Origin of the sequence: Enterovibrio calviensis DSM 14347 (assembly GCF_000621165.1) — a bacterium.
In the GTDB taxonomy this organism is placed as follows: domain Bacteria; phylum Pseudomonadota; class Gammaproteobacteria; order Enterobacterales; family Vibrionaceae; genus Enterovibrio; species Enterovibrio calviensis.
The window spans coordinates 226,711-248,494 of record NZ_JHZA01000001.1 but is presented as its reverse complement, the minus strand read 5'-3'; the positions used below and the strand labels follow the sequence as shown (position 1 = coordinate 248,494).

Genomic DNA, 21,784 nt, shown 5'->3' with positions numbered 1-21,784 from the left:
ACACAACCCAATGATTTTCTAGTCACGCTTAGTGTTGACCAAGAATCTGTGCAAGAAGCCACGAAATCTTCGTTCTGTTTAACCTCAGAATATCTCCAAATAGAGCCCCGAGATACTAAAGGTGGGTTGCTCGCCTTCAGCCAAGTCAATTCTATCCTTCCGCTTAAATAAACAAGCCACCGCGAAATCAGTGGCTTTGTTGCTTTTTTATACGTTAAAGGAATAGCGGCACATTATTACCTGGTTACTTAACACACGTGCTCCAATTATAAAATGAAGCAATGCCTCAAAATTAAAATAAATAACGCGGGGGATGCGATTTTTCATAGTTAAATTCAGAAAAATTAGAACGTTAACTTACATCGGTTAGTTGGGACTCCAAGCTTGGAGGATTTACGGACACACGGTGGCTGTTATTTAACCTGTCCGCTGACTTGCAAATCCTATCTTTGCTAAGTCGCCGTAGATAATAAATTCCCTCAATTCCCCGCAGTGTAAGTTAATAATGAGCTTGTCTGAAAAGATAGATAATTGAAGAGCTGAACCTTTGAGAAAACTAAATAATATAACCATCGCACTGGCGGGTGTGATGGTTAGTGGCTATTTGTATGCTGCTGAAGCGAGTGCGTCTGGTGTGGTCACTTTTGTTCCGGGTGAAACGAAAGTGCAGAATGGCGAGATGGTTTCGTATAACGGCGAGTGTTTTGTCGCTAAAAACAATCCAGGCGTATGGGAAACCCCGAATGCGAGTTCTTGGTTTTGGACGGCGGCTGAATGTTCAGGCGATCCAACGCCCGACCCCGATCCAACCCCTGACCCAGACCCAACGCCGGATCCTGACCCGACACCAGACCCAGATTTAGGCGATGTTATTCCTTTTATTCCTGGTCAGACGAAAGTGAAAAACGGCGATGTCGTTTCTTACGACGGGCAATGCTTTGTCGCCAAGAACAACCCTGGCGTGTGGGAAGCCCCAACCGCAAGTTCATGGTTCTGGGATGCCACCGAATGCCCGGGTGAGCCAGGTGGCCCTGATCCAGAGCCTGAACCAACTGAGCTGTCTATCCTGTCTCCCGTTGCCGGCCAAGTTGTTAACGCAGGCGAAGTGATTGCTATCAACACAAGTGTTGATAGCGAACTGGCGGCAGAGGTTGAGTTCTGGGTAAACAACCAGAAATTGGCAGTGAAGACCGTCGATCAAAGTCAAACTCGCTACTCACATAACTGGACGCCGACTGACGCCGGAAACGCGACGGTAAAAGTGGTTGTGCTGGATAAAAGCAACCAAGCACTGAAACAGCAATCTGTTGCTGTAACCGTTAAAGTGGACGTGAATGACGATTTTACTGCGCCAGTGGTAGCGTTCCTGACGCCAGCAAACGGCTCGACGTTCAATAAAGCAGACACCGTTTCAATTTCAGTGAACGCATCAGACGTTGATAACGATCTGTCCAAGCTGGTTGTTAAGGCGAATAACAAGCAAATCTGTTCGTTCGATGCCGCCAATACCTCTGCGTTCCAGTGTGATTGGCAACCAACGCAAACAGGCAGCTTTACACTGAATGCGATTGCAACCGATGCGCAGAATCTGTCTTCATCCGCACGTGTAAAAATCACTGTTGAGGAAGATGCGGTCGAGCCACCACCAGTAACGCCACCGGGCGACTTGTGTTCAGAATTTAATGTCTACCCAGACTGGACGCGTGGTGATCACGCGACGGGCGGCGACATTATGGTTCATGACAACATTGCCTACTCTGCGATTTACTGGACGAAATCTTTGCCGGGCAGCGATGCGTCTTGGGCACTTCACCTGAATTGTGATGGCACTGAGCCGGGCACTGCGCCGCTTTTGTCTCTGCAAAACCCGATGGATCCTATCCGCCTTGAAGTGGCAGGTTGGCCGAATACGTTTGTTGTTGCCAGCCCTTCAACAGAGGCTCCTGCGACCCTAACTGTCGACACCAGCAACAGTGATGCCTTGGCAGATACTGACATGCTGACCAAAGCATTTGTTACGGTCATTGGTCAGGCTGAGCAAGCAGGGTCAGCGTCTATCATCATCCGCAGTGATGTGCTGGATCTTGCGACGCAAGACAAGGGCGAGTCTTTCGGCCCTGTGGCGGTGAAAGAAGCCTTGTCACGTGCCGTTGAATCAACAGGCAGCAACATTGACCTTGAAGCCGTGAATGCACTGAGCAACGATGTGAAAGGCTGGGCGCAAGCGCACAACCTGATCGTTTCAAGCTTGGCACCAGACGCAACGTTTGGTTGGTCTCTGAGTATGGGTGACTTTGCTTACGACGCCCATTCAGGCCGTCAGTCTGTGTGGGACGAAGCATCGGTCTTTACGGCGGACATGCTCGACAACTTTGAACTGTACAAGGCGGATTCAGCAAACCAAGCAGACTTCGTTGTATTCACCAAGTCGGCAGCAACCGCTGCGTTGTCAGATGACCAATGGCATAACGCGATGGAGCACGTGAAGCAAGTCTCTGACTATGTGAAGGTGCCAGCCATGTTGGCGAACATGCCAACGGCGCAAACTGCTGGCTACTTCATGGGTGATAACGTCGGTAAGCCGCAACTTCGTAAAGCGGCATACAGCAACATCTTCGCCATTTTGTTTGATACGGATTCTTCAGAGCTCACCAGCAAAATTGACCGTTACCAAGACGCGAAAGTGCCGCTGTACTACGTGGGTGAAGAGTTAGAGCAAGGCTCACTGACCCGCATCGAAGCGCTTAACCAAGCGTTGGCTAACGCCGAAAGCGTGATGGACAATGAAGCCTTCTTGTACGAAACACCTGAATCGCAGTGGGAGCCGTCAACCGTTTACAAATGGAACGACTTCCTTGATGGCTTGAACGCCATGCACAACATCGGTGTTGCAGGCAATAAATTCTGGCTGATGAACGACGAAGTTGATGATGCAACCAACATCAAATACGCCAAAGTCGCGATTGCTGCTTTCCTTGCCCAAAGTATGCAAGAAACCATTCGCTACAACGCCTGTGACGAGAACAACTGGTCTGAAGTGAAATACGGCGCACCTGCTGACTACCCAATGACAGCAAGCTGCGGTCAATTGGGCCAGAAGTACGCGGACTACGGTGTGAATCCGTCATCCGGTTTGGATTACGCCTACTCGTGCCCTCGTGATAGCAAAATGGAAGTGAGCGCGCTGACTCACGCCAAGTGGTATGGCGCACCAGCACCTGTGTTTGCTGCTCCAGATTCAGTGCTTGAAGAACGTGGCCTACTAGTGAACGGTGCGGTTGGTCGTTGGACCAATAATGGTCACTGTAATGACGTACCAGACAGCGTTGATACATCTAAGCAAGTATGGGAACGCGACGAGTGTAAAGTCTACGAAGGCCAAAAAGCCGGTAGCTTTATTTGGGACGGAAGCAGCCAAGAAAGCGTGGAAGGTTGTGGCTGGTGGGGACGTGGTGTGATTCAAACCACGGGTCGCCAGAACTTCGGTACCCTGAACCACTATCTTGGTCGTTCACACGTTGACCCAGAAACCATTGGTCAAACCATTGATGGTGTAACGGTTGAAGCACCGCCAGCAAACCCGCTATACGCGGAGCTGGATTTCTGTTCTAACCCGGGCTTGATTTGTAGCTCTGAAGAGAACAAAGAAATTAAGTGGATTGCAGGCTTGTTCTACTGGGTCACCTCGGTTCAGGCTTACAACGATGAAGGCGGTCAATACAGTGATTGGAACTACTACAACGAACTGAAAAAGTACGTCGACAGTGGCCTACAAGGTTCGCAATTTATCGATGACGTATCAGGCATTGTTAACCGTGGTTGTCCAGACCTGACCTGTTCAACGGGTGACGTTCACAACGTGAAAGAGCGCCGCGAGAACTTTAATCTGGTACTGGAAAAACTGGGTCTAGATCCGCGATAAGGTTCAACGAGTCTTATTGAAAACAGCCAATGAACTTTGGTATAGAACATCGGTGTAGATGAATGAAGAGCCCTGCTTATTAGCAGGGCTCTTTTTTTTGGCGTCACGCCCCTAACTCTGCGGAGAAAGAAACCTTCGTTCATTTTTAGGCAGTCTCACCTGCAACACGAGCCCGCCTTCGGAGGGTGAAACGAAGAAGCTGGGTGTTTCGGCAATACTTCCTTTTTGAATCGACTCAACAATATTGTCCGCAATGATGCGATAGATTGGTTTCTTCTTCATATCTTCCAAAGATACAGAGAGGGGAAATCACCGTGCTTCATGTACGAGAGACAATGATTCAAATGTTTATCCTATGTTTCGGGGCCACTTTTACAGAGGAATTACGCAATGGAATTTGCTAATGAAATCCTCTTGTTTTTGTTTATGACCGCTATCGTTGCAGGGTGTGTTGATGCGTTGGCGGGAGGTGGTGGTTTGATTACGATACCAGCCATGTTGATGTGCGGAATGCCGCCGGTTGCTGCCATCGCAACCAACAAGGTAGGTGGCGTGGGTGGCACGCTATCGGCATCGTTGCACTTCATTAAAACCGGAGACATTAAGCTCAATGAAATAAAGTGGATGATGCTGACAACATTCCTCGGAGCGTTTTTCGGCGGAATGGTGCTAACCATGGTTGATAGCGACTTCCTATCCCTTATTGTCCCGTTTCTGCTGATTGGCTTTTCATTGTATTTTCTGTTTTCGCCCAACCTTGGTGAAGTCGACCAAGAAAAGAAAATATCCCCCTATGCCTATACGTTGGTTGTTGCTACCGCTATCGGGTTTTATGACGGCTTCTTTGGTCCAGGCACAGGCTCATTTTTTGCCATATCCTTGGTATTTCTGCTTGGGTTTAACTTAGTTAAGGCGACCGCTCAAACCAAAATCTTGAACTTCTGTAGCAACTTAGCGGCTTTGTTGTACTTCATTTATGAGGGCAGCATTGTTTGGGATGTGGGTTTGCTGATGTTTGTTGGGCAAGTTATTGGGGGAAAAATTGGCGCGAAATTGGTTCTGTCTAAAGGCAAGCAACTCATCAAGCTGGTGATGATCGTCGTGGCGATTGGGATCTCGACCAAAATGCTGTTTCTGTCCTGAGCAAAGCCCAGACAAAACAAAGACCAGATAGGCATGATTTGGGGAAGGAAAAGAGCCACGACTGTGGCTCTTTTTAGTTGGGTTATCTCCCGCCGGATAACGGCGACAGCGCCTCGTTATAGATAACTGAGCTCCGTCGCCTTACCCCTGAATATTCGATACACCACAAAGGTATACAGCAAAATCATGGGCATCACGATGGCAGCGCCAACGCCGACAATCATAAGTGTGGCGGGTGAGCTTGCGGCGTCCTGTGCCGTCATGATCCCCGGTACGACATAAGGGAAGAAACTGTAAGCAAGACCGAGGAAACTGAGCGCGAAAATCATGCTCACGCCAAAGAAAGGCCATCTTGCGCCTAGGTCATCTTTTACAGGGACTTGGCGCAAGTAGCGATCGACTAAGTAAATGATAGACATCACGACCAATGGCACAGGGGCGAGCAGCAGCATTTCTGGGAAGCTGAACCAGCGCTCGGCGACCTGTTCGTTAACCAGCGGGTTCACAATACTGACTGTCGCAATTCCCATTGCCGCTAACCAGCCCGCACGGCGAGACCATCTTGCCGCGCGTATTTGCAATTCCCCTTCGGTTTTCAGCACCAGCCAAGCCCCGCCGATATAGACATAGGCTGACGTCACACATAGCGCACTTAACAACGCAAATGCGTAAGCGGATGGCGATGACTCAAAGCCCATGATGTAACGCCCAACCATGTAGCCTTGTGATAGTGATGTGATGAGCGAGCCTGCTTTAAAACAGCGATCCCACGTATCTTTTCGTTCGGCCTTGGCTTTGGCACGAAAATCAAACGCGACGCCTCGCATGATCAGCGCCACTAACATCACGGCGGTGGGCAGGTATAGCTCGGTCAAGATTAGGCTATGTGCAGGAGGGAACGCGATCAGCAAAATACCAATCGCCAGCACTAACCAAGTTTCATTGGCGTCCCAGAATGGGCCAATGGAAGCGATCATCCTGTCGCGTTGCGCTTGGTTATTGGCAGGGAGCAAGATGCCGACACCGAGATCATAGCCATCGAGAATGGCGTACATGAAGGCGGAGAAGCCGAGCAGAAGCAGGTAAATTTCAGGCAAATAGTCCATCATGCGATTGCCTCCTTAGCGGGTTGTGCAGCCGACGTGTTCTCGACGTTGATGGCTTTTCTCGCCAGATAGAACAAGGTACGAATGTAGGCCACCAGCAACACGGCGTATACGACTAAGTACAGAGTCAGTGAAATCATCACATGGCTGCTGGGCACGGTGGTGACGGCTTCTGAGGTACGAAGCACGCCGTTGACTAGCCAAGGCTGGCGACCAATTTCTGTTACGTACCAACCTGCCAATGTGGCTACCCAGCCAGAAAAGGTCATGGCGACCAGTCCGTACAGATACGGCCTAGGTAACTCGCGTTTTCGAACGATTTTCACTGCGCCATAACTGGCCACCAACAGCATGAGCACGCCCATGCCAACCATGATGCGAAAGCCATAGAACAGCGGCGATACGGGCGGGTGATCGTCAAAATCGTTCAAGCCCACTAATTCACCATTCAAATCATGGGTCAGGATCAGGCTGGCTAACTTGGGAATGCCCACTTCCAGTGTATTGCTTCGGCTGTCTTCATCCGGCACCGCAAACAGCAGCAGCGGCGCACCTGTTTGTGTTTCCCACACGCCTTCCATGGCGGCAATTTTCTCTGGTTGATGCTCAAGCGTATTGAGACCATGAAGGTCGCCGACGAAGATCTGCACGGGAATAAGCCCAGCAGCCGCGAGTATTGAGACTTTTAACCCTTTTTTTGCCACGCGATGATCGGGCTTTTTTAGGTACTGATACGCGCTGATCCCCGCAATCAAGAAACTGGCCGTTAGCCCTGACGCCAACATGGTGTGTGCAAGTCGGTATGGCAGGGAAGGGTTGAATATCACCTCTTTCCAACTGGTGACATGGACAATACCATCAATCACTTCGTAGCCAGCGGGGGTGTGCATCCAACTGTTTAGCACCAAGATCCAAAACGCCGAGAGGCTGGTACCCACTGCCACTAATACGGTGGCGAGCGTATGCACCCAATCGGCGACTCTGTCACGCCCAAACAACATCACGCCAAGGAAGGTGGCTTCCATGAAGAAGGCGGTCATCACTTCGTAGCCCAGCAACGGCCCTGCGACATTGCCAACACGTTCCATAAAGCCTGGCCAGTTTGTACCAAATTGGAAGCTCATGGTGATGCCAGATACCACGCCCAGCGCAAAGGTTAACGCGAATATCTTTACCCAGAAGTAATAGAGATCTAGCCAGACGGCGTCTTGCGTTCGGTTGAAGCGGAGTTTGAAAAACACCAGCATCCAGCCCAACGCGATGGTGATCGTTGGGAAAAGAATGTGAAAGCTGATGTTCGTCGCGAACTGTATTCGCGACAACATTAGGGTTTCTAACATGTGGGTACCTCAATCATGAATAACTCGAAAAATGGAATCGTGAAAATACGAAAAAAAGAGAGACACGAGTTGCGATTGGGTCGAAACCCAGACCGTTGGTGAAGGTGTCGTTTATTGATCTATATCAACATACAGGTGGGTACGATAGGAGGTTTGAGTGAGGATCTACGTCGAATTGTATTTAAATATTAAGGGGTAACACCGCGGCAACAAACCGGTGTTAATTGTTACATTATTAACCTCGGTCACCACCTCAATCGCCTTGCTATCCCAATCCTATCGCCACGGATTGCCAACTGGATTTTCGTCAGTTTGCCTCAACATGCTTCCCACATTCGGCGTTAAAAAATAAACAGAGATGCAATCAAACGCGCCATTGGTTCGTTAGTGAAGGGAAACAGCATGTTTTTACATGTGCCTTATTCCATCACTCAGGATTTCCTATGAACAAAAACAGTACGCTTTATGCAAACGCCGCCTTCGCATTACGCATCGGACTCGGGTTGGTGTTTGTGATTGGAGGGCTTTCGAAACTTAGCCTACTTCTTTCCAGTTCCAAACAAGCCGCCATGGTGGCGAATTACATGGGAACGACAGGCTATATCAACGAACTGTTTCAAGATTATCTGTTTAGCAATGGCGTGCTCACTCCGTGGTTCTTTTTAACATCACTTTCCACGTTTGAGTTGTTTTCCGGTGTTGCCCTCATTGCTGGGTTCATGGTGCGCCCTTTGGCGTTGCTTTATGGGTTTCTGCTTTGGACATTCGTGTTCTCTTTGCCGGTAGACACTGTGCCTGGCGCTTCTGTGGGGGTGAAAACCTACACCTCACCAGCGATGTTCGTGCAGATCCGCGATATCACCTTATCCGGAATGATGTTCGTGCTCTTTAATCTTGGCGCTGGGGCAAGAAGTCTCGATCTGTGTCGAGGTCAAGGAGGTGTAGATGCGCAGCCAAATTGGGAGGTGTTAGGGTTGTTGCTTCGTTTCTCGCTCGGGCTGACGTTTATTATTGGCGGTTTTTTCGGTGCCTACGCAAAGATCCCATCTTTCGCGACGTATCAGCTTATTTTGGCGGTCATCGGCTTGGTGCTGATTTTTGGCCAAGGCACATCATTGAAGGCCGCGGCAGGGGCCGTCGTATTGGTCATGGCATGGTATATGTTGCAGAAATTTAGTGTCGATAAAGGGGTGATCGCGAATCTAAATGGCGTTAAGCGGGAATTTGCATTGGCTGCTGCGGGTCTGGTTCTGTTGAGGTTGGGTGGCGGCGTACGCTTCACCTTGCTTGATTGTGTGCGAAGAACGAAAGAAACCTTGGGTCTTCAAACATCTCAACCCGAGATTGAGCATTAAAAGCGAACAGCGAGATCACGCGAGGAGTGGTTTTTTGCCACTCCTCACGCTACATCAATGTATTACGAGAGAGGGACATTTCCTTTTCATGATTGAAAGCAGGTGGGTTTATCAGGCACCTGCTTTATCAATTTCGTCATGTGAAGGATATTCGCCATGCTAAATTTTTTTAGAAAACGTCGAAAGGTCATCTTCACGGAAGGCTTGCTCAATCAGCTTTTTCGCTATGCATTTTCTTTATGCCATCACGAACCTCAAGCTTATGATTTAGTGCAAAGTTGCTGTGAAAAAATGCTAAAAAATGAAGATGAAACCACACATAACAAAGCGTACATGATGCGAGTGATCCGCAATGAGTTTGTTGATCACTGCCGCCGCAATCAGCTGGAGGTGATCACGTCTTCTGAATGTATTGAGGATGAAGAAGCGGACAGCTTTGCGTTCAATGCGCTTGAACAAATGACGATCGACGAGCAACACGTCGATATCTTGCTGAACAATATTTCTGCAAAGGAGCGCGAATTGCTTTATTTATGGGCGGTAGAAGGGTTCAGCATTCAAGAAATTGCCACCTTAACGGACATTCCAAGAGGAACGCTGCTTTCACGTTTGAGCCGCATGAAAGCCCGCTTGGTGGATGAATTTGGCCACATGTTAAAGCAGGTATCGTAGCCATGACGTATTCAAATAATCGTAACGCGTTAAAGTCACGCCTCGCCAAGCATTACGGCGAAAAGTCCTTATCTGCGGCGCAACTGAATGCGTTGACCAAGCTCGAAGAAAAGGCATCAGATGAAGATGCTGTGCCTCGGTCATACGTTAGGCGAACAGGGATGGCAATGGCTGCCATGCTGATGCTGGCAGTCAGCGTTTGGGCATTTTGGTATAAAGGATATGACTACAACGCGATTTCAGCCGAGATTGCTTATAACCACAATAGCCAGATGCAAATGGAAGTATTAAGCAATTCGTTTGCGGATATTGATACATACCTCAACCGTTTAGATTTCGCCTTGATCACGCCAACGCGGTTACCCGTTGAAAAGTGGAACTTATTAGGCGCACGTTATTGCAGTATTGACGGAAAAATTGCCGCTCAGCTTCAGGTGCAAGATTTAGATACCCAACAGATATATACCTTTTACCAAGCCAAACTGCCTCAGGGCGTTGATGCAGATCTGAATGAGGTTGTCATGGATATTGATGGCGTGAGTGTCGCTTTGTGGGAAGAAAACGGCTTATTGATGGGGCTGGCAAAGTAGCTCTAAACCAAAGGTCATCAATGCTATTTGATGGCCTTTTTGTATTTGCGTCTATGTCTACTGATTGCCCAGATATAAAGTGGGGTTATTGGTTTCTTCTTACTATACTTTTGGCATGAGAAAGAAATTAACTATCTGATACCAAATGTATTTTAGGGGATACTATGTTGATTAGACAGAAAGTCATGCTTTCTATATCTGCCGCTATTCTGGCGATTTTGGTTGCCATTTTGGCAGGGTTTCAGGTCACAAATGTCAGTAATGGCCAGCGCGATGCGGCAGAACAACGCTTCCTTTCTAACCAAATTGCCAACGAGTTTGTCGACGTCTCTGCGTCGTTGACGAGAGAAGCGCGTTCTTTTGTTGCGACGGGTAATCAGATGCATTGGGACAGATATTTTTCCATCATCGATTGGAGTAGCGGCAACACAGCGCGTCCTGATTGGGTGCATCGCGATCTGTTTCCCGGCAAGAAAATCGATCAGCTTGCGATCATGACAAACCTTGGTTTCACGGAAGAAGAATTGGGCTTGTTAGAAACGTCGATTTCCTATTCAAACCAGTTGGTTGAAACCGAGACTCAGGCTATGGAAAGTATCAGCCAAGGGCGTTTTGTTGAAGGGCCGTTTGACATGCTGCCGGGCGAAACAGTTCAGCAGTTTGCTATCCGTATTCTTTACGATGCGAATTACTTTAAAGAGCTAGATAAAATCGCTGTTCCCGTTAACCAGTTCTTTGATCTTCTGGGGGACCGTTCTAATGCGAGTGTTATGCAAGCTCAAGGAAGAACGGACTACTGGATGATGATGACGGTGTCGTTGCAAGGTTTGGCGGCAGCGCTATTCCTGTTTATGGCATGGCTTGTTATTGGCCGTTTGCTGAACCCTTTGAGTGTTGTTATCGATACCGTGTCTTCCGTCAGAACGGCGAACAATGAAATAGACTTGCGCAAGCAACTGCCGCAGTCAGGCAATGATGAAATAGCCAAGCTTTCGACCAGCTTTAACTTCTTTATTGGGGCGCTGCGAGACATTACAAAACAGCTCAACCAATCGACGGGGAATTTGAAAAGTTCAACGGTGGAGCTTGAAGACATCGCTGGAAAGAATGAGCAGATCAGTCTGGTTCAGCGAGATTCGTTGTCTCAAGTGTCGCTATCTGCCAACGAAATGGTGTCGTCGGTCGGTGAAGCCAGAGAGAGTGCGTCATCAGCTGCATTGGAAGCAGAAGGTGCGGTGAAAGCGGCCGAATCGGGATTGTCTGATATCAGCCTCGCCAACGACAGCATCAATGCACTGAAAGTCCTGATGCTCGATGCATCGAATGTGGTTGAGTCCCTCAAGCAGGACAGTAACAACATCACCAATATCCTTGAAACGATCCAAAGCATTGCCGAACAGACCAACCTGTTGGCGCTGAATGCTGCCATTGAGGCAGCGCGGGCTGGTGAGCAAGGGCGAGGTTTTGCGGTGGTAGCGGACGAAGTTCGTTCACTGGCGGCACGTACGCAAGACTCCACGGCGGAGATCCAATCGATGATCAGCCGTCTGCAGGAAAATTCGACCAAGGCGGTCTCGTCCATGGAGAAGAGTACCGAGCAGGCTGAAGTCTGTGTGCAGCAAACCGCGAACACGAAAACGTCATTAAATGACATTTCCAATAGCATTAACACCATCACGGCGATTAACACCAGTGTGGCGCAGTCTACTGATGCGCAAAGCGCGGTGATTGAAGAGGTCAGCCAAACCATCAACCGTATTCTGACTGAGGTGGATAACCTCGCGAGTCATGCCATCAATACCAGAGAGAACAGTAACCAATTGGCGAAGATAGCGTCAGAGCTTGATTCAGAGAATCGTCGCTTCTTGAATTAGCCCACGCCGCACTTAAACAGAAACCAATAAAAAACCGGAAGTCTCCTTCCGGTTTTTTATTGCGCGACGTTCAGTTTGTCTGTCATCGCTTGCGCGTTATGGCTGTTAAGCCTTAGTGCCGAGACCTATGGCGTTAGCTCGCTAAGCGATTGGCCTTTGGTTTTGTGGCGTTTCACTTGCTCGGCTTGTTTGAGCAGTGCAAGCAAGTCGCTATTGTTCCAGCTTTGGGTGTGCGAGCTGTATCGGCTTGCCATCATGGTGTTGATTTCAGCGTCAATACCCTCGCGCAGTTCGACGGGTAAATGGTCGTTTTTCCAGTTGCGATAGTGAGTCGCCACCGCCACGGTATCGTTGGCATTCACTGCCGCTTTCAACGCTAGCAGGACGTTATCGGAGCTTTTTGCTGATGGGCGATTTGCTGCTTGGTTTGATGGCACGATAACCTTAGGTCGACGAAGATACATACCGAGCGTACCAAGCCACAACACGGCAAACACGCCCGTTGCCCACGGCCAGTAACCAGCCGTGACGACCACTGTTTCATGATTACTTGGTGTTGAACCCGTCGGTGTTAGCGTGACATCTGGCAGCACCGCTTGCGTGACAGTCGCGCTTTCACCTGCTTCGACCAACAGCGTTAAACCGTCAATTTTACTGGTTTCTTGCTGTTTGTCTGAGGTGTTAAACCAGTTGATAGACAGCGGTGGTAAGGTCACGTCTCCTGCTTGGCGGGGAATGATCACTTGTTTTACGGTCATCACGGTGTAGTCGCCGTCTTTGCTGTATTCCGGTTTATCAGAATACACGCTCACGCTGGTGGGATAATCCAGATTGAGATCGGGCATGGCGCTCTGTGCGATGTTTTTTATCTTCAATGAGATCACACGGTTTATCGGCTCGCCAACTTGGGTGTTGAAGCGCTCATTTTGCGTGTTTGGTTCCCATTGCTGCGTGAGCTTGAGATCTGGCGAAGGCAGCCACAACCCTTGGTAGTCAGCAGGCTTGGCGGCGATGTTTAATGTCAGGCTCTCTGCCTGACGACTGATAGGCAGGCCAACGGACGATCCCCAAGTATTCCCTTTTATTTCTGTGCCACTAAATACGGCACCTTCAATAGTCAGCGCACCAGATTGCGTTGGCGTGATTTGATACTCACGGCTGATCACCACGTAACGGCGTCCGTTGACGACGGCTTCGGCTTGCACATCTTCGCCAACTTGCGCCACTTCCATTCCTTCGCCGAACGGCGCTTGTAGCGCAGGGGAATCTAGCCGAGTGCCAATCATTAAGCGCACGCGGTAATTAAAGGTTTCACCAATATAACCGTCGACGCGGTTAAGAGTTGCTCTCACTTCTACCGACTGCGTATCGCCTTGTGCGCCTTTGTCTCCAGCATTGATAACCTGAACCGTGATTGGGTCTGTGGTCATGTCCTCAATGCTGAGCGATGGAATGGTGAAATTGCCGACGCGCTTTCCTGCAATGGCGACCCGCCAAACCGTTCTGCGCGAGAAGTTACCATTAGCGTATGACGTGTTGCTGCTGACGTTGGGTCTGCCGTAGATAAAATCTTTATCGAGCGGCGACAGATCTAATGCATCATTACTCACGCTTTCATCGACAGCGATAGTCAGCTGCAAGGCATCCCCTAGTGTGACAACGTTCTGCGATATGGTGGCTTCTGCAGTGCCCGCAAAGGCGGCACTTGGCAACGCGCTTAACGCCAATACGGCGATCAGTGCGGCGGCTCTTATTTGCAGAAACGGGGACATCAGGGAAAATCTCTGAGGTTTCATTGTTGGCTTACCCATGTAATTTCTTCACCAATTGGCTTCTTACTCATCGTTTGATGACGTTGTAATTCAATCACGGTATGGCTTGCTTACCATGAGTTTTCCGCGGGCTTAGGCATGTCTTTTTCCCGAGCTTGAAGCATCAACTGTGCGCGAATTAACGCGGCAGTATCGTCGTCCACTTGCTCGAGTTTTTTCAGCACAGGATGGCTCGCTGTCAGGGCGTCGCTGTCATTCCCAGACTCGCCAGATTCAGACGCCATGGCTGCGGGCTGCTCGCCTTCTTCTTCGCTTTGTTCGGGCTTTCCATCATGCCCCTGTTCAGATTGTTGCGCTTCTGACTCGGGTTCACCGTCTTTGCCTTGAGCTTGTTCTTGCTGTTCTTCGTTGCCTTGCTGCGATTCGCCATCTTGCTGCTCGGCATCAGCGTTCTGCGACTGGCTTTGTTCTGATGATTGACCTTGTTGATCAGACGGCTGGTCTTGCCCTTGTGAATCTTGGGGCTGACCTGATTGGTCAACATTTTGTTGCTGATCATTTTGCTGACCGCTTTGCTGATCTTGTGATTGTTCGCCTTCACCGTCTTGCTGCTGGTCGCCGTTCTGATTCTGATCTTGTTGCTGTTGCTGTTGCTGTTGCTGTTGCTGTTGCGCTAGCGCCTTTTTCACAACGTCCAAGTTGTGCTTAGCATCCGTATTGTTTGGGTTTTGCTTTAGCAGCGATTCGTAGGTTTCCTGTGCAGCCTCCAAGTTGCCCGATTGTGCGAGCGCATTGCCGAGGTTGTATTGAGAAACCGGATCGGTCAGCGTTGATAATGTCTCGATCGCGCCGTCAAAATCGCCCGCTTTGTATTGCGCGATCCCTTTCCAAGATGGCGACGCAAACGTGCTTGCCGCCCCTTGATAATCGCCAGACTCAAACTGCTCGTAAGCCTGTTGGTCGTCGGTTTTAAACGCCGCGGCAGACACAGGCTTAATTGGCATCACTACAAACAGTGCTGCCAATACCACGCCTTTTCGAAAGCCAAATAGCGAGAGCAACATAATTGGGATGATCAGCCAAAATCCGTCGTTGATGCGCTCTTCGATGGTTTTGTCTTTGCCGTTCGCTTTTCCATCGAGCGGCATGGCGGTGTAGGCCACCAGGTTATCGACATCTCGGTTCGACGCTTGCCAAATCTGCAAAATACCGCCGGTTTGTTGGGTGAGTGGCGCTAAGGTATCAAGGTCGAGTTTGGCGATAACCGGTGAGCCGTTTTGTTCCAACAAATCGCCATCTGGCAAACGGATAGGCGCACCTTGTTGTGTGCCGACCGCGAGGACGGACACGCGGTATTGGCCGCCGTCTAGCGCCTTGAGTGCCGCATCGGATTCGCTTTGGCTCAGTCCATCGGTCATTAATATGATGTCACCTTGTCCGTAGCCAGCTTGTTTCAACAAATCCATTGCTTGAGTAATCCCCGCCGCCGCATTGCTACCGGGGATCGGCATGATTGCCGGAGACAAGTTCGGGATCAGGGTTTTCAGCGTAGCGGAATCTTCGGTGAGTGGGCTGACGATATAGCCGTCTCCCGCATAAGTGACCAGTCCGGTGCTGCCCTCTTTCCAACCCGGTAGCATATCCAGCGCTTTGAATCGTGCCTGAGAGAGACGATTGGGCGCAATGTCGGTGGCATACATAGAGCGGGACATATCCATGACCAACACGCGAGCACCGGCGAGGTTCACCGCAGGAAGTTCGGTCTTTTGCCAACTTGGGCCAGCCAATGCAACCACAGAAAGCGCCCATGCCGACGCTAATACCACGGTGGGCCAGCGTTTGGGCGGGCTGTTGCTTGCTTGGTTGCCTGACAGTAGCGCCGAGAGATGCGGCGCGATTAATCCCGTTTTCTTGGCTTGTCCTTGAACCCAAGGAAGAAGCGCAGCCAGCGGCAACAGTGCCAGCAGCCATGCGGGATGCATAAACGTAAAATCAGCCATGACGTCTCCTTAGTACTACGATGACGACAGACAACACCAGCGCTAGCCCCAGAGGGAAGCGGAATAGCTCATCTCGCGGTCGCCACGTTTGCTGGACGGTCGAGATCGGCTCTAACTGGTCGATGAGTTGGTAAATGGTTTCAAGTTCTTTTCGGTCACGGGCGCGGAAGTATTCACCGCCCGTCATCTTGGCGATTTCAGTCAGTGTTTTTTCGTCGAGATCTTGTGACGGATTTACACGACGTGACCCAAACAAGCTGCGTTGAATCATGCTGTCTGCACCGACCCCGATGGTGTAAATGGTCACATCGTTATCTTTCGCCAGTTGCGCCGCTTCCAGTGGGTCAATCACACCCGCGGTGTTTGCGCCGTCGCTGAGCAACACAATCACTCGTTGTGGGGCTTGGCTATCAATAAAGGTTTTGGTGGCAACACCTAGGCCTTCGCCGATTGCTGTGCTTTCCCCAATCAGCCCTAATACCGCGCGATCGAGTTGTTGCGCCACGGTGTTGCGATCTAGCGTCAGCGGCGTTTGTAGATAACCGTGATCGGCAAACAGGACTAAACCCACACGGTCGCCTTCGCGTTTGGTGATGAAATCCGCCAGCACATCTTTGACCGCGGAAAGACGATCGGTGGTGTTGCCGCTGTGCATCACCATGTCTTCCATCGCCATTGAACCTGACAAATCCACCGCCAGCATCATGTCTCTATGTTCGGGCTGGATTTGAATGGGGTCGCCGTACCATATTGGTCTTGCTGCCGCCACGACCAAGCTGACCCAAAACACGGTCATTGCGATAGGTCTGAATAAGCTGCGTTGGTGTTGACCCCCTAAGCCTGCTGGTAAGCGCGGCAAATGGATAGCGGCAGGCTTGGGAACGGGCTTGGCCAGTTTGTAAACCAGTAAAGGAAGAGGCAGCAGAACAAATGCCCACCACCAGACAAACTCAAACATGGCTTGCCTCCTTGTTGGCACGGTTAGCCGTTGATGCGGTTTTTGGTGGAAGCGCGTTGTTGAGCCAATGCTCCGCTAACGCTTTGCATTGCGCGAGTTCTGTTTCTGAAAGCCCTTGTGGGGAAAAGATGCCTTTTTGCCAACATTCTTCGTGCGTCACAAAGCCTTGTTTCGTGTCGCGGAGCTGGCTGTCGAGAAACGTCAGCCACGCATTACCCGTCAGGCTCGCGACTTGATCGCGGTCGAAATAGCTCAATGCTGCACGTTTTAACAGTGCATTAATGGTAGGTAGAGTCTCTGCCTGCGAGAGCTCAACAAGTGCTTCGTTTCTGGCTTGAGCGCGTTGCGTTCTTCTGCGCAGGAAAAAGACAGCCAGCAATACTGCCGCCAATAACGCGGCAATCAATAACCACCAGCCCCATGCGAGCGGCCAGAGCCCAGGGGCACTCTGGAGCTGAATGTCAGCCAATGGTAATGCGGTTGGGGGAGTGTTCGTCATGCTTACGACAATGCCTTCATCGTGTTTAACCTAGTGTTTGGATTGCGGCTTCGGGTTTGCGGCGTGCGCACTGGCGCGTCGCGTGTTGCCAATCTGCTGCAATAACGGCTGTGCCGCGGTGATAGTATGCAGAGGGATCGCCAACGACCTCGCCATATCGGCAATGAATTGCTGGTGGTGTTGGTACTGCTGCGCCAAGCCTTCTCGGGTTTTACGAGACGCGAAATCCAGCCATGCCGTGCTGCGATCATCTGAAACCCATTCGTGACCACGAAACGCCGTCTGCCCTTGTTCAAGGGGATCGGATATCTGCACAAACTGAATGCGATTGTGTTGGCGAAGCTGACTCAATCTGCGTTTATCGTGCTGCGAAAGTGCATAAAAATCACTGATGATGGCGATTTCACTGCCCTTAGGGCATAAATGATGCAGATGGCGAAGCGCCGCTTGCCAGCCTTCATTTGATGCCGCGTGATTGTCAGCCGCCAACATTTCTTTGTGGGCTTCCATCAGCGCGTGAATGATCTGCAAAGTGCCTTGTCGTCTCGCAGTCGGCTTGCATTCCCGTACTTTGATACCGTTGTAAATCACTGCGCCAATGCGATCTTGCTGGCTGACCACCAACCAACTGAGCAAGCTGGCAAAGTGGGTGGCTTGCACCGATTTGAGCATCAGCTGCGAGCCAAACTTCATGCTGGCACTGAGATCCACCATCAGCATCACGGGTTGTTCCCGTTCTTCGGTGAATAGCTTGGTGTGTGTTTTACCGGTACGCGCTGTTACCCGCCAATCAATGGCACGAATGTCATCGCCAGATTGATAAGGGCGCACTTCCGAAAAGTTCATGCCGCGCCCTTTCTGGCGACTACCATGCTGACCGCTTAACTGCGACCAAATGCTCAACGCGGGCGGTAGCCATCGCACCGCCTGTTTCTGGTAATGCAGCAGCTCAGCCAGACCCACGTTGACGCCGTCACAGTGTGGAGGCAAAACCGCGGTGGTGTCTGTCAGGCTCATACGCTGGCGACCTGCTCAATCAAGTGTTTCACCACGCTGTCGGCAGCAATACCTTCGGCTTGCGCTTCGTAGCTCAGTAGTAAGCGGTGACGCAATACGGGGTAGGCCATGGCTTGAACATCATCGGGGGTGACGAAATCTCGCCCTGCTAGCCATGCATGGGCGCGGGCGCAGCGATCTAGCGCTAAGGTGGCTCGAGGGCTGACACCCATCTGCAGCCATGCTGCTAAATCATCGCTGTAGCTATGTGGTTCTCGGGTCGCCATGATCAAACGAATGATGTATTTCTCGACATCGTCTGCCATGTGAATACCAAGCACGGCCTGACGCGCCTCGAAAATACTGTCTTGTTTCAACACGACATGTTCTTGTTTTTCGATACCTTGGGCTTCGCCGCGATTAAGACGGAGGATCTCAAGTTCGCTATCGGCGTTAGGGTATTCCACGTTTAGTTGCAGCAAAAAGCGGTCAAGTTGCGCTTCTGGCAGCGGGTACGTGCCTTCTTGCTCAATCGGGTTTTGCGTCGCCATCACCAAGAATAGTTCTGGCAGGGCATAGGTTTTACGGCCTGCTGTAATTTGCTTCTCTGCCATTGCTTCCAGCATCGCCGCTTGCACTTTGGCAGGGGCGCGGTTGATTTCATCGGCCAATAGTAAAGAGTTAAAAATCGGCCCCGGTTGGAAGGTGAACTCTCCGGATTCAGGGCGGAAGATGTCAGTGCCCGTCAAATCAGCAGGCAGCAAATCCGGCGTAAATTGAATGCGGTGGAAATCCCCTTCAATGCAGTCTGCGAGCATTTTTACGGCGCGAGTTTTGGCTAGCCCCGGCGGCCCTTGCACCAAGATATGGCCGTCAGCCAACAATGCGATAAGAAGCTGTTTAACCAGTTCAGGTTGACCGATAACCTGACTTTGCAGGTAAGTGTTAAGACGTTGAAATGTATCCGATAACATAGATATTTTTGTCCTTGGATATTCAAAAACAAAGGAAAATGACGAGATTGAGACCGCTTTCCCGCTCAGAGGTTCATTGTGACTGAAAATGGTGGCGTTTGACTGTGCTTTCAAGGGGAAGAGGTGGGATGAATCAGTGATTTTGATTGAAGTATCAAAAAGGTGGGCTTCTACTTGGCGTTCATTCAACGCCAAGTAGGGTGTGATGCGCAGTGACGGGTAAACTCTTGGGTGATGCTAACGTCAGGTCAAAACGCCTTCAGTGATTCTGAACGATAGTTCGCAATGTCTAGTTGAACATTGTATTGCTCCATCCACTCATCAAGCTGTGCTTGTGCTTCATTGAGGCTGCTCATGGTGATGGTGTTATCGTCGAGTTGCCATAACTGGCGTGAGCCTGCGTAACTAAATTGAAGCGCCAGCATGGCTTCTGGGTTGCCTTCTTTGGCAGCGGCGATCAGCTTTCGGTTCTTTCGATAGATTAGGTTCAAAGCCTGCTTAAGATCCCAAACGTAGGCCACTTCGCGCATTTTTGGGTGAGTTTTCAGCTTGAACAGTGTCGTTACCAAACCCACGGTACTGACAATCACACCGAGTAAGTTCCAATGGAAATGGCTACCAGATTCATCAGGGAAGAGGTAAATCAACGTCTGAGAGATCGCCAAGCTTGAGATCGCTAAACACGCGATACAGGCGACAATCACGATGTTTAAACGTGAACGGTAAAGTGCTTTGTCGATCTTGATCAGTTGCATGAGTTATCCATTGTTCGTGGTCTGCCTCGAATCATACACCTTTCAATGCCTTGAATAAGGGATACTTTGTTGCAAACCGTATCCGCTCAGATCCATCCCACTGACTCTAGATACATTGGCACGGTTTCCACGTAAACTACTGGTATTCGTTCAAACGTAAAAACCGCCATGCATACTGACTCTCACTCGTTAATAGATATTCCGTTCAACCTTCGCCATATCTGCTGGTTTTGTGGTGAACCTGCATCAAAAATCCTGCCTTTTCCCCGTCGTGCTAACAAAAACGTGGAACATCCGATGCTGGCCCTACCGGCGTGTAAAGAGTGCGATGCATTTAGTCACCCTCGTGACATCAATTCGATTTGGCGGTTACGTGCGCATCTCAAGCAAGCGCTTATCTCGAAATACACCAAGCATCTTGCTATCGGTGAAAACTGGACCAGAGAAGAACTGGAAGATAGCGAGTTTTCGGGTTCAATTTTGGGCGGCTTTGGTGAAAGTGCATGGCACATGTATGAAATCGCCAAACAGCGAATCGCGTTTGAGGGTTGGCCCCTAATCGTCGACGGGCTTCCGTTAGACGACATGGATGACACTAGCGGTTTTGAATTCAACGGTATGCGCTATTCCTCACTCAGCACGTGTATTGAATTCTTTGTGAGCGGAACAAACGTTGATAAAGAATTGCTCACGAAATTGGTTGAGATAGTCACACCCGCGCGATTTGATTACGCCTTGAAAATCGCCAAATTGAATAAACGAATTTCGCCACCTCGTCGTACTCAAATCATCGAGGACATTGCCGTTCAAGAAGCGGAAGACCGCGAAGCCGAACGCATTCGAACCGCTCAAAGCGCCCAAAATCAATCGATTGTTGAAGTCACGGTGGCAGGCATTATCGCCCCAACATTCGCGATTCAATGGGCAATGGAAAAAGGCGCGCACACGCTCTCTGAACTTTGCCCACTCGAAGATGATTACTTTGATGATTTCCAACACCTAGGAGGCGCAGCCGCATTCGCCACATACAATGGTTTGCAGTTGTATTTAGAAGCGCGAGAAGACGACGCGTGGGTAGAGGCCAACGATCCCAACAGGGACCTGTGGTAAGTGAAAACTGAGGAGGCTTTTGCACTGAGTGCGGGACGCATCTGTTCTACAAATTCAAAGCAACAGGTGAGTACAATATGCCTGTGGGCTTGTTTCCAAACTTAGAAGGGTTGGAAATGGATAGATATGCAATACTTTAGCGATAAGCGTCCTAGTTACTATTGCTTTGCCAATGAGACCAAGGAAATGACCACCGAAGAAATCATGGCTTACTTCGCGGACAAGGTGTAACTCGACCTATAGCAGCGTCTTCAATGTCTTTTGAGATAGTATTTTGCTAGAAAACGCTCATAATCTTGCTACAAAACACTTAAAGAAAAATTATCTATGACTGACTTTCAATACTACTTTCATCAACTTCCTTGTTTTAACTGCAAAAAAACCACAGTAAGCACTGATCTTGGTTGGTTAACAGCGTCGATGAAAGAAGACGTGCAAGCGCAAATGACCGCGATTATTGCGCAAGGTAACGTTGAACCAGAGTTTTCGGTGAACGTGTCTTGTACGAAAGACGAAGCGCGTGATTACTTGTTGCTGAATTTCTATGGTTACTCTGAAGAAGATCTGGCGAATCAAGTGAAAGCGGAAGATGCGCAAGAAGTCGCGGATGAAATCGCAGAGCTACTGGCAGAAGGTGGCGATGTCGCCGTCTTTGAACATGAAATCGAGCTGCAAAGCTGTACCGATTGCAACATTGGCTAAGCGTTAAACGAAGCGT

At 49.9% G+C, this 21,784-nt stretch carries 17 protein-coding genes and 1 pseudogene; 9 read left to right on the top strand and 9 right to left on the bottom strand.

Translation table 11 applies throughout. The annotated features are described in order from the left end of the window. Window positions 1-547: 547 nt before the first annotated feature. Together Q365_RS0101125 and Q365_RS0101115 are read left to right on the top strand one after the other, a co-directional pair. Window positions 548-3,922, top strand: coding sequence for an Ig-like domain-containing protein (locus tag Q365_RS0101125; protein ID WP_028021609.1), 3,375 nt, complete (start codon window positions 548-550; stop codon window positions 3,920-3,922). Between the two features lie 390 nt (window positions 3,923-4,312). Then, window positions 4,313-5,065, top strand: coding sequence for a TSUP family transporter (locus Q365_RS0101115; RefSeq protein ID WP_028021608.1), 753 nt, complete (start codon window positions 4,313-4,315; stop codon window positions 5,063-5,065). Between the two features lie 116 nt (window positions 5,066-5,181). On the opposite strand, the gene cydB is transcribed toward Q365_RS0101115, so the two are convergent. Then, window positions 5,182-6,174 (bottom strand): cytochrome d ubiquinol oxidase subunit II, encoded by a 993-nt coding sequence (gene cydB / locus Q365_RS0101110; protein WP_028021607.1) that lies wholly within the window; start codon window positions 6,172-6,174, stop codon window positions 5,182-5,184. Further along, window positions 6,171-7,511, bottom strand: a complete 1,341-nt coding sequence (locus tag Q365_RS0101105; RefSeq protein WP_028021606.1) for a cytochrome ubiquinol oxidase subunit I — start codon at window positions 7,509-7,511, stop codon at window positions 6,171-6,173. The genes cydB and Q365_RS0101105 overlap by 4 nt, the downstream gene beginning before the upstream one ends. A 443-nt stretch (window positions 7,512-7,954) precedes the next feature. Between Q365_RS0101105 and Q365_RS0101100 the strand changes: the two genes are divergently transcribed. The 4 genes from Q365_RS0101100 to Q365_RS0101085 all read left to right on the top strand — a co-directional run bounded on the left by Q365_RS0101100 (window position 7,955) and on the right by Q365_RS0101085 (window position 12,002). Next, complete coding sequence (locus Q365_RS0101100; protein ID WP_028021605.1) at window positions 7,955-8,866, top strand: DoxX family membrane protein; 912 nt, start codon at window positions 7,955-7,957, stop codon at window positions 8,864-8,866. Between the two features lie 156 nt (window positions 8,867-9,022). Further along, window positions 9,023-9,538: an RNA polymerase sigma factor gene (locus tag Q365_RS25235; RefSeq protein ID WP_028021604.1), complete on the top strand. Its 516-nt coding sequence runs from the start codon at window positions 9,023-9,025 to the stop codon at window positions 9,536-9,538. Window positions 9,539-9,540: 2 nt separating this feature from the next. Further along, window positions 9,541-10,128: a hypothetical protein gene (locus Q365_RS0101090; RefSeq protein ID WP_028021603.1), complete on the top strand. Its 588-nt coding sequence runs from the start codon at window positions 9,541-9,543 to the stop codon at window positions 10,126-10,128. A 164-nt stretch (window positions 10,129-10,292) separates the two neighbouring features. Next, the gene (locus Q365_RS0101085) at window positions 10,293-12,002 is read left to right on the top strand and encodes a methyl-accepting chemotaxis protein (protein ID WP_028021602.1); all 1,710 of its coding nucleotides are present in this window, start codon (window positions 10,293-10,295) and stop codon (window positions 12,000-12,002) included. A gap of 125 nt (window positions 12,003-12,127) precedes the next feature. On the opposite strand, the gene Q365_RS0101080 is transcribed toward Q365_RS0101085, so the two are convergent. The 7 genes from Q365_RS0101080 to Q365_RS0101050 all read right to left on the bottom strand — a co-directional run bounded on the left by Q365_RS0101080 (window position 12,128) and on the right by Q365_RS0101050 (window position 19,956). Further along, on the bottom strand, window positions 12,128-13,813 hold the full coding sequence (locus Q365_RS0101080) for a BatD family protein (RefSeq protein ID WP_245621464.1): 1,686 nt from the start codon (window positions 13,811-13,813) through the stop codon (window positions 12,128-12,130). Between the two features lie 71 nt (window positions 13,814-13,884). Then, window positions 13,885-15,774 (bottom strand): vWA domain-containing protein, encoded by a 1,890-nt coding sequence (locus tag Q365_RS0101075; protein WP_028021600.1) that lies wholly within the window; start codon window positions 15,772-15,774, stop codon window positions 13,885-13,887. After that, window positions 15,767-16,732, bottom strand: a complete 966-nt coding sequence (locus Q365_RS0101070) for a vWA domain-containing protein (protein WP_028021599.1) — start codon at window positions 16,730-16,732, stop codon at window positions 15,767-15,769. Before Q365_RS0101070 ends, Q365_RS0101075 begins: the two co-directional genes overlap by 8 nt. Then, window positions 16,725-17,231 carry a DUF4381 domain-containing protein gene (locus Q365_RS0101065; RefSeq protein ID WP_028021598.1) on the bottom strand — a complete coding sequence of 169 codons (507 nt, stop codon included), beginning with the start codon at window positions 17,229-17,231 and terminating at the stop codon, window positions 16,725-16,727. Before Q365_RS0101065 ends, Q365_RS0101070 begins: the two co-directional genes overlap by 8 nt. A gap of 30 nt (window positions 17,232-17,261) precedes the next feature. Then, a complete protein-coding gene (locus Q365_RS0101060) occupies window positions 17,262-18,248 on the bottom strand; it encodes a DUF58 domain-containing protein (RefSeq protein ID WP_028021597.1) in 987 nt (328 codons plus the stop codon). After that, entirely contained in the window at window positions 18,245-19,201 is a 957-nt protein-coding gene (locus Q365_RS0101055; RefSeq protein WP_028021596.1) for an AAA family ATPase, read from the bottom strand. Before Q365_RS0101055 ends, Q365_RS0101060 begins: the two co-directional genes overlap by 4 nt. A 248-nt stretch (window positions 19,202-19,449) precedes the next feature. Beyond that, window positions 19,450-19,956: a DUF3087 domain-containing protein gene (locus Q365_RS0101050; protein WP_028021595.1), complete on the bottom strand. Its 507-nt coding sequence runs from the start codon at window positions 19,954-19,956 to the stop codon at window positions 19,450-19,452. Window positions 19,957-20,124: 168 nt separating this feature from the next. On the opposite strand from Q365_RS0101050, the gene Q365_RS0101045 reads away from it, so the two are divergent. From Q365_RS0101045 to Q365_RS0101035, 3 genes and pseudogenes are all read left to right on the top strand, one after another. After that, window positions 20,125-21,066 (top strand): hypothetical protein, encoded by a 942-nt coding sequence (locus Q365_RS0101045; RefSeq protein ID WP_028021594.1) that lies wholly within the window; start codon window positions 20,125-20,127, stop codon window positions 21,064-21,066. Between the two features lie 14 nt (window positions 21,067-21,080). After that, a pseudogene (locus Q365_RS27085) lies at window positions 21,081-21,297 on the top strand (GFA family protein); the annotation flags it as partial. A gap of 96 nt (window positions 21,298-21,393) precedes the next feature. Next, on the top strand, window positions 21,394-21,768 hold the full coding sequence (locus Q365_RS0101035) for a hypothetical protein (RefSeq protein WP_028021593.1): 375 nt from the start codon (window positions 21,394-21,396) through the stop codon (window positions 21,766-21,768). The last annotated feature ends 16 nt before the right edge of the window (window positions 21,769-21,784 follow it).

Bases quoted from the DNA above. Each gene is read 5' to 3' on its own strand.
- Q365_RS0101115 (WP_028021608.1), top strand. From the start codon at position 4,313: ATGGAATTTGCTAATGAAATCCTCTTGTTTTTGTTTATGACCGCTATC.
- cydB (WP_028021607.1), bottom strand. From the start codon at position 6,174: ATGATGGACTATTTGCCTGAAATTTACCTGCTTCTGCTCGGCTTCTCC.
- Q365_RS0101105 (WP_028021606.1), bottom strand. From the start codon at position 7,511: ATGTTAGAAACCCTAATGTTGTCGCGAATACAGTTCGCGACGAACATC.
- Q365_RS0101100 (WP_028021605.1), top strand. From the start codon at position 7,955: ATGAACAAAAACAGTACGCTTTATGCAAACGCCGCCTTCGCATTACGC.
- Q365_RS25235 (WP_028021604.1), top strand. From the start codon at position 9,023: ATGCTAAATTTTTTTAGAAAACGTCGAAAGGTCATCTTCACGGAAGGC.
- Q365_RS0101090 (WP_028021603.1), top strand. From the start codon at position 9,541: ATGACGTATTCAAATAATCGTAACGCGTTAAAGTCACGCCTCGCCAAG.
- Q365_RS0101085 (WP_028021602.1), top strand. From the start codon at position 10,293: ATGTTGATTAGACAGAAAGTCATGCTTTCTATATCTGCCGCTATTCTG.
- Q365_RS0101080 (WP_245621464.1), bottom strand. From the start codon at position 13,813: ATGGGTAAGCCAACAATGAAACCTCAGAGATTTTCCCTGATGTCCCCG.
- Q365_RS0101075 (WP_028021600.1), bottom strand. From the start codon at position 15,774: ATGGCTGATTTTACGTTTATGCATCCCGCATGGCTGCTGGCACTGTTG.
- Q365_RS0101070 (WP_028021599.1), bottom strand. From the start codon at position 16,732: ATGTTTGAGTTTGTCTGGTGGTGGGCATTTGTTCTGCTGCCTCTTCCT.
- Q365_RS0101065 (WP_028021598.1), bottom strand. From the start codon at position 17,231: ATGACGAACACTCCCCCAACCGCATTACCATTGGCTGACATTCAGCTC.
- Q365_RS0101060 (WP_028021597.1), bottom strand. From the start codon at position 18,248: ATGAGCCTGACAGACACCACCGCGGTTTTGCCTCCACACTGTGACGGC.
- Q365_RS0101055 (WP_028021596.1), bottom strand. From the start codon at position 19,201: ATGTTATCGGATACATTTCAACGTCTTAACACTTACCTGCAAAGTCAG.
- Q365_RS0101050 (WP_028021595.1), bottom strand. From the start codon at position 19,956: ATGCAACTGATCAAGATCGACAAAGCACTTTACCGTTCACGTTTAAAC.
- Q365_RS0101045 (WP_028021594.1), top strand. From the start codon at position 20,125: ATGCATACTGACTCTCACTCGTTAATAGATATTCCGTTCAACCTTCGC.
- Q365_RS0101035 (WP_028021593.1), top strand. From the start codon at position 21,394: ATGACTGACTTTCAATACTACTTTCATCAACTTCCTTGTTTTAACTGC.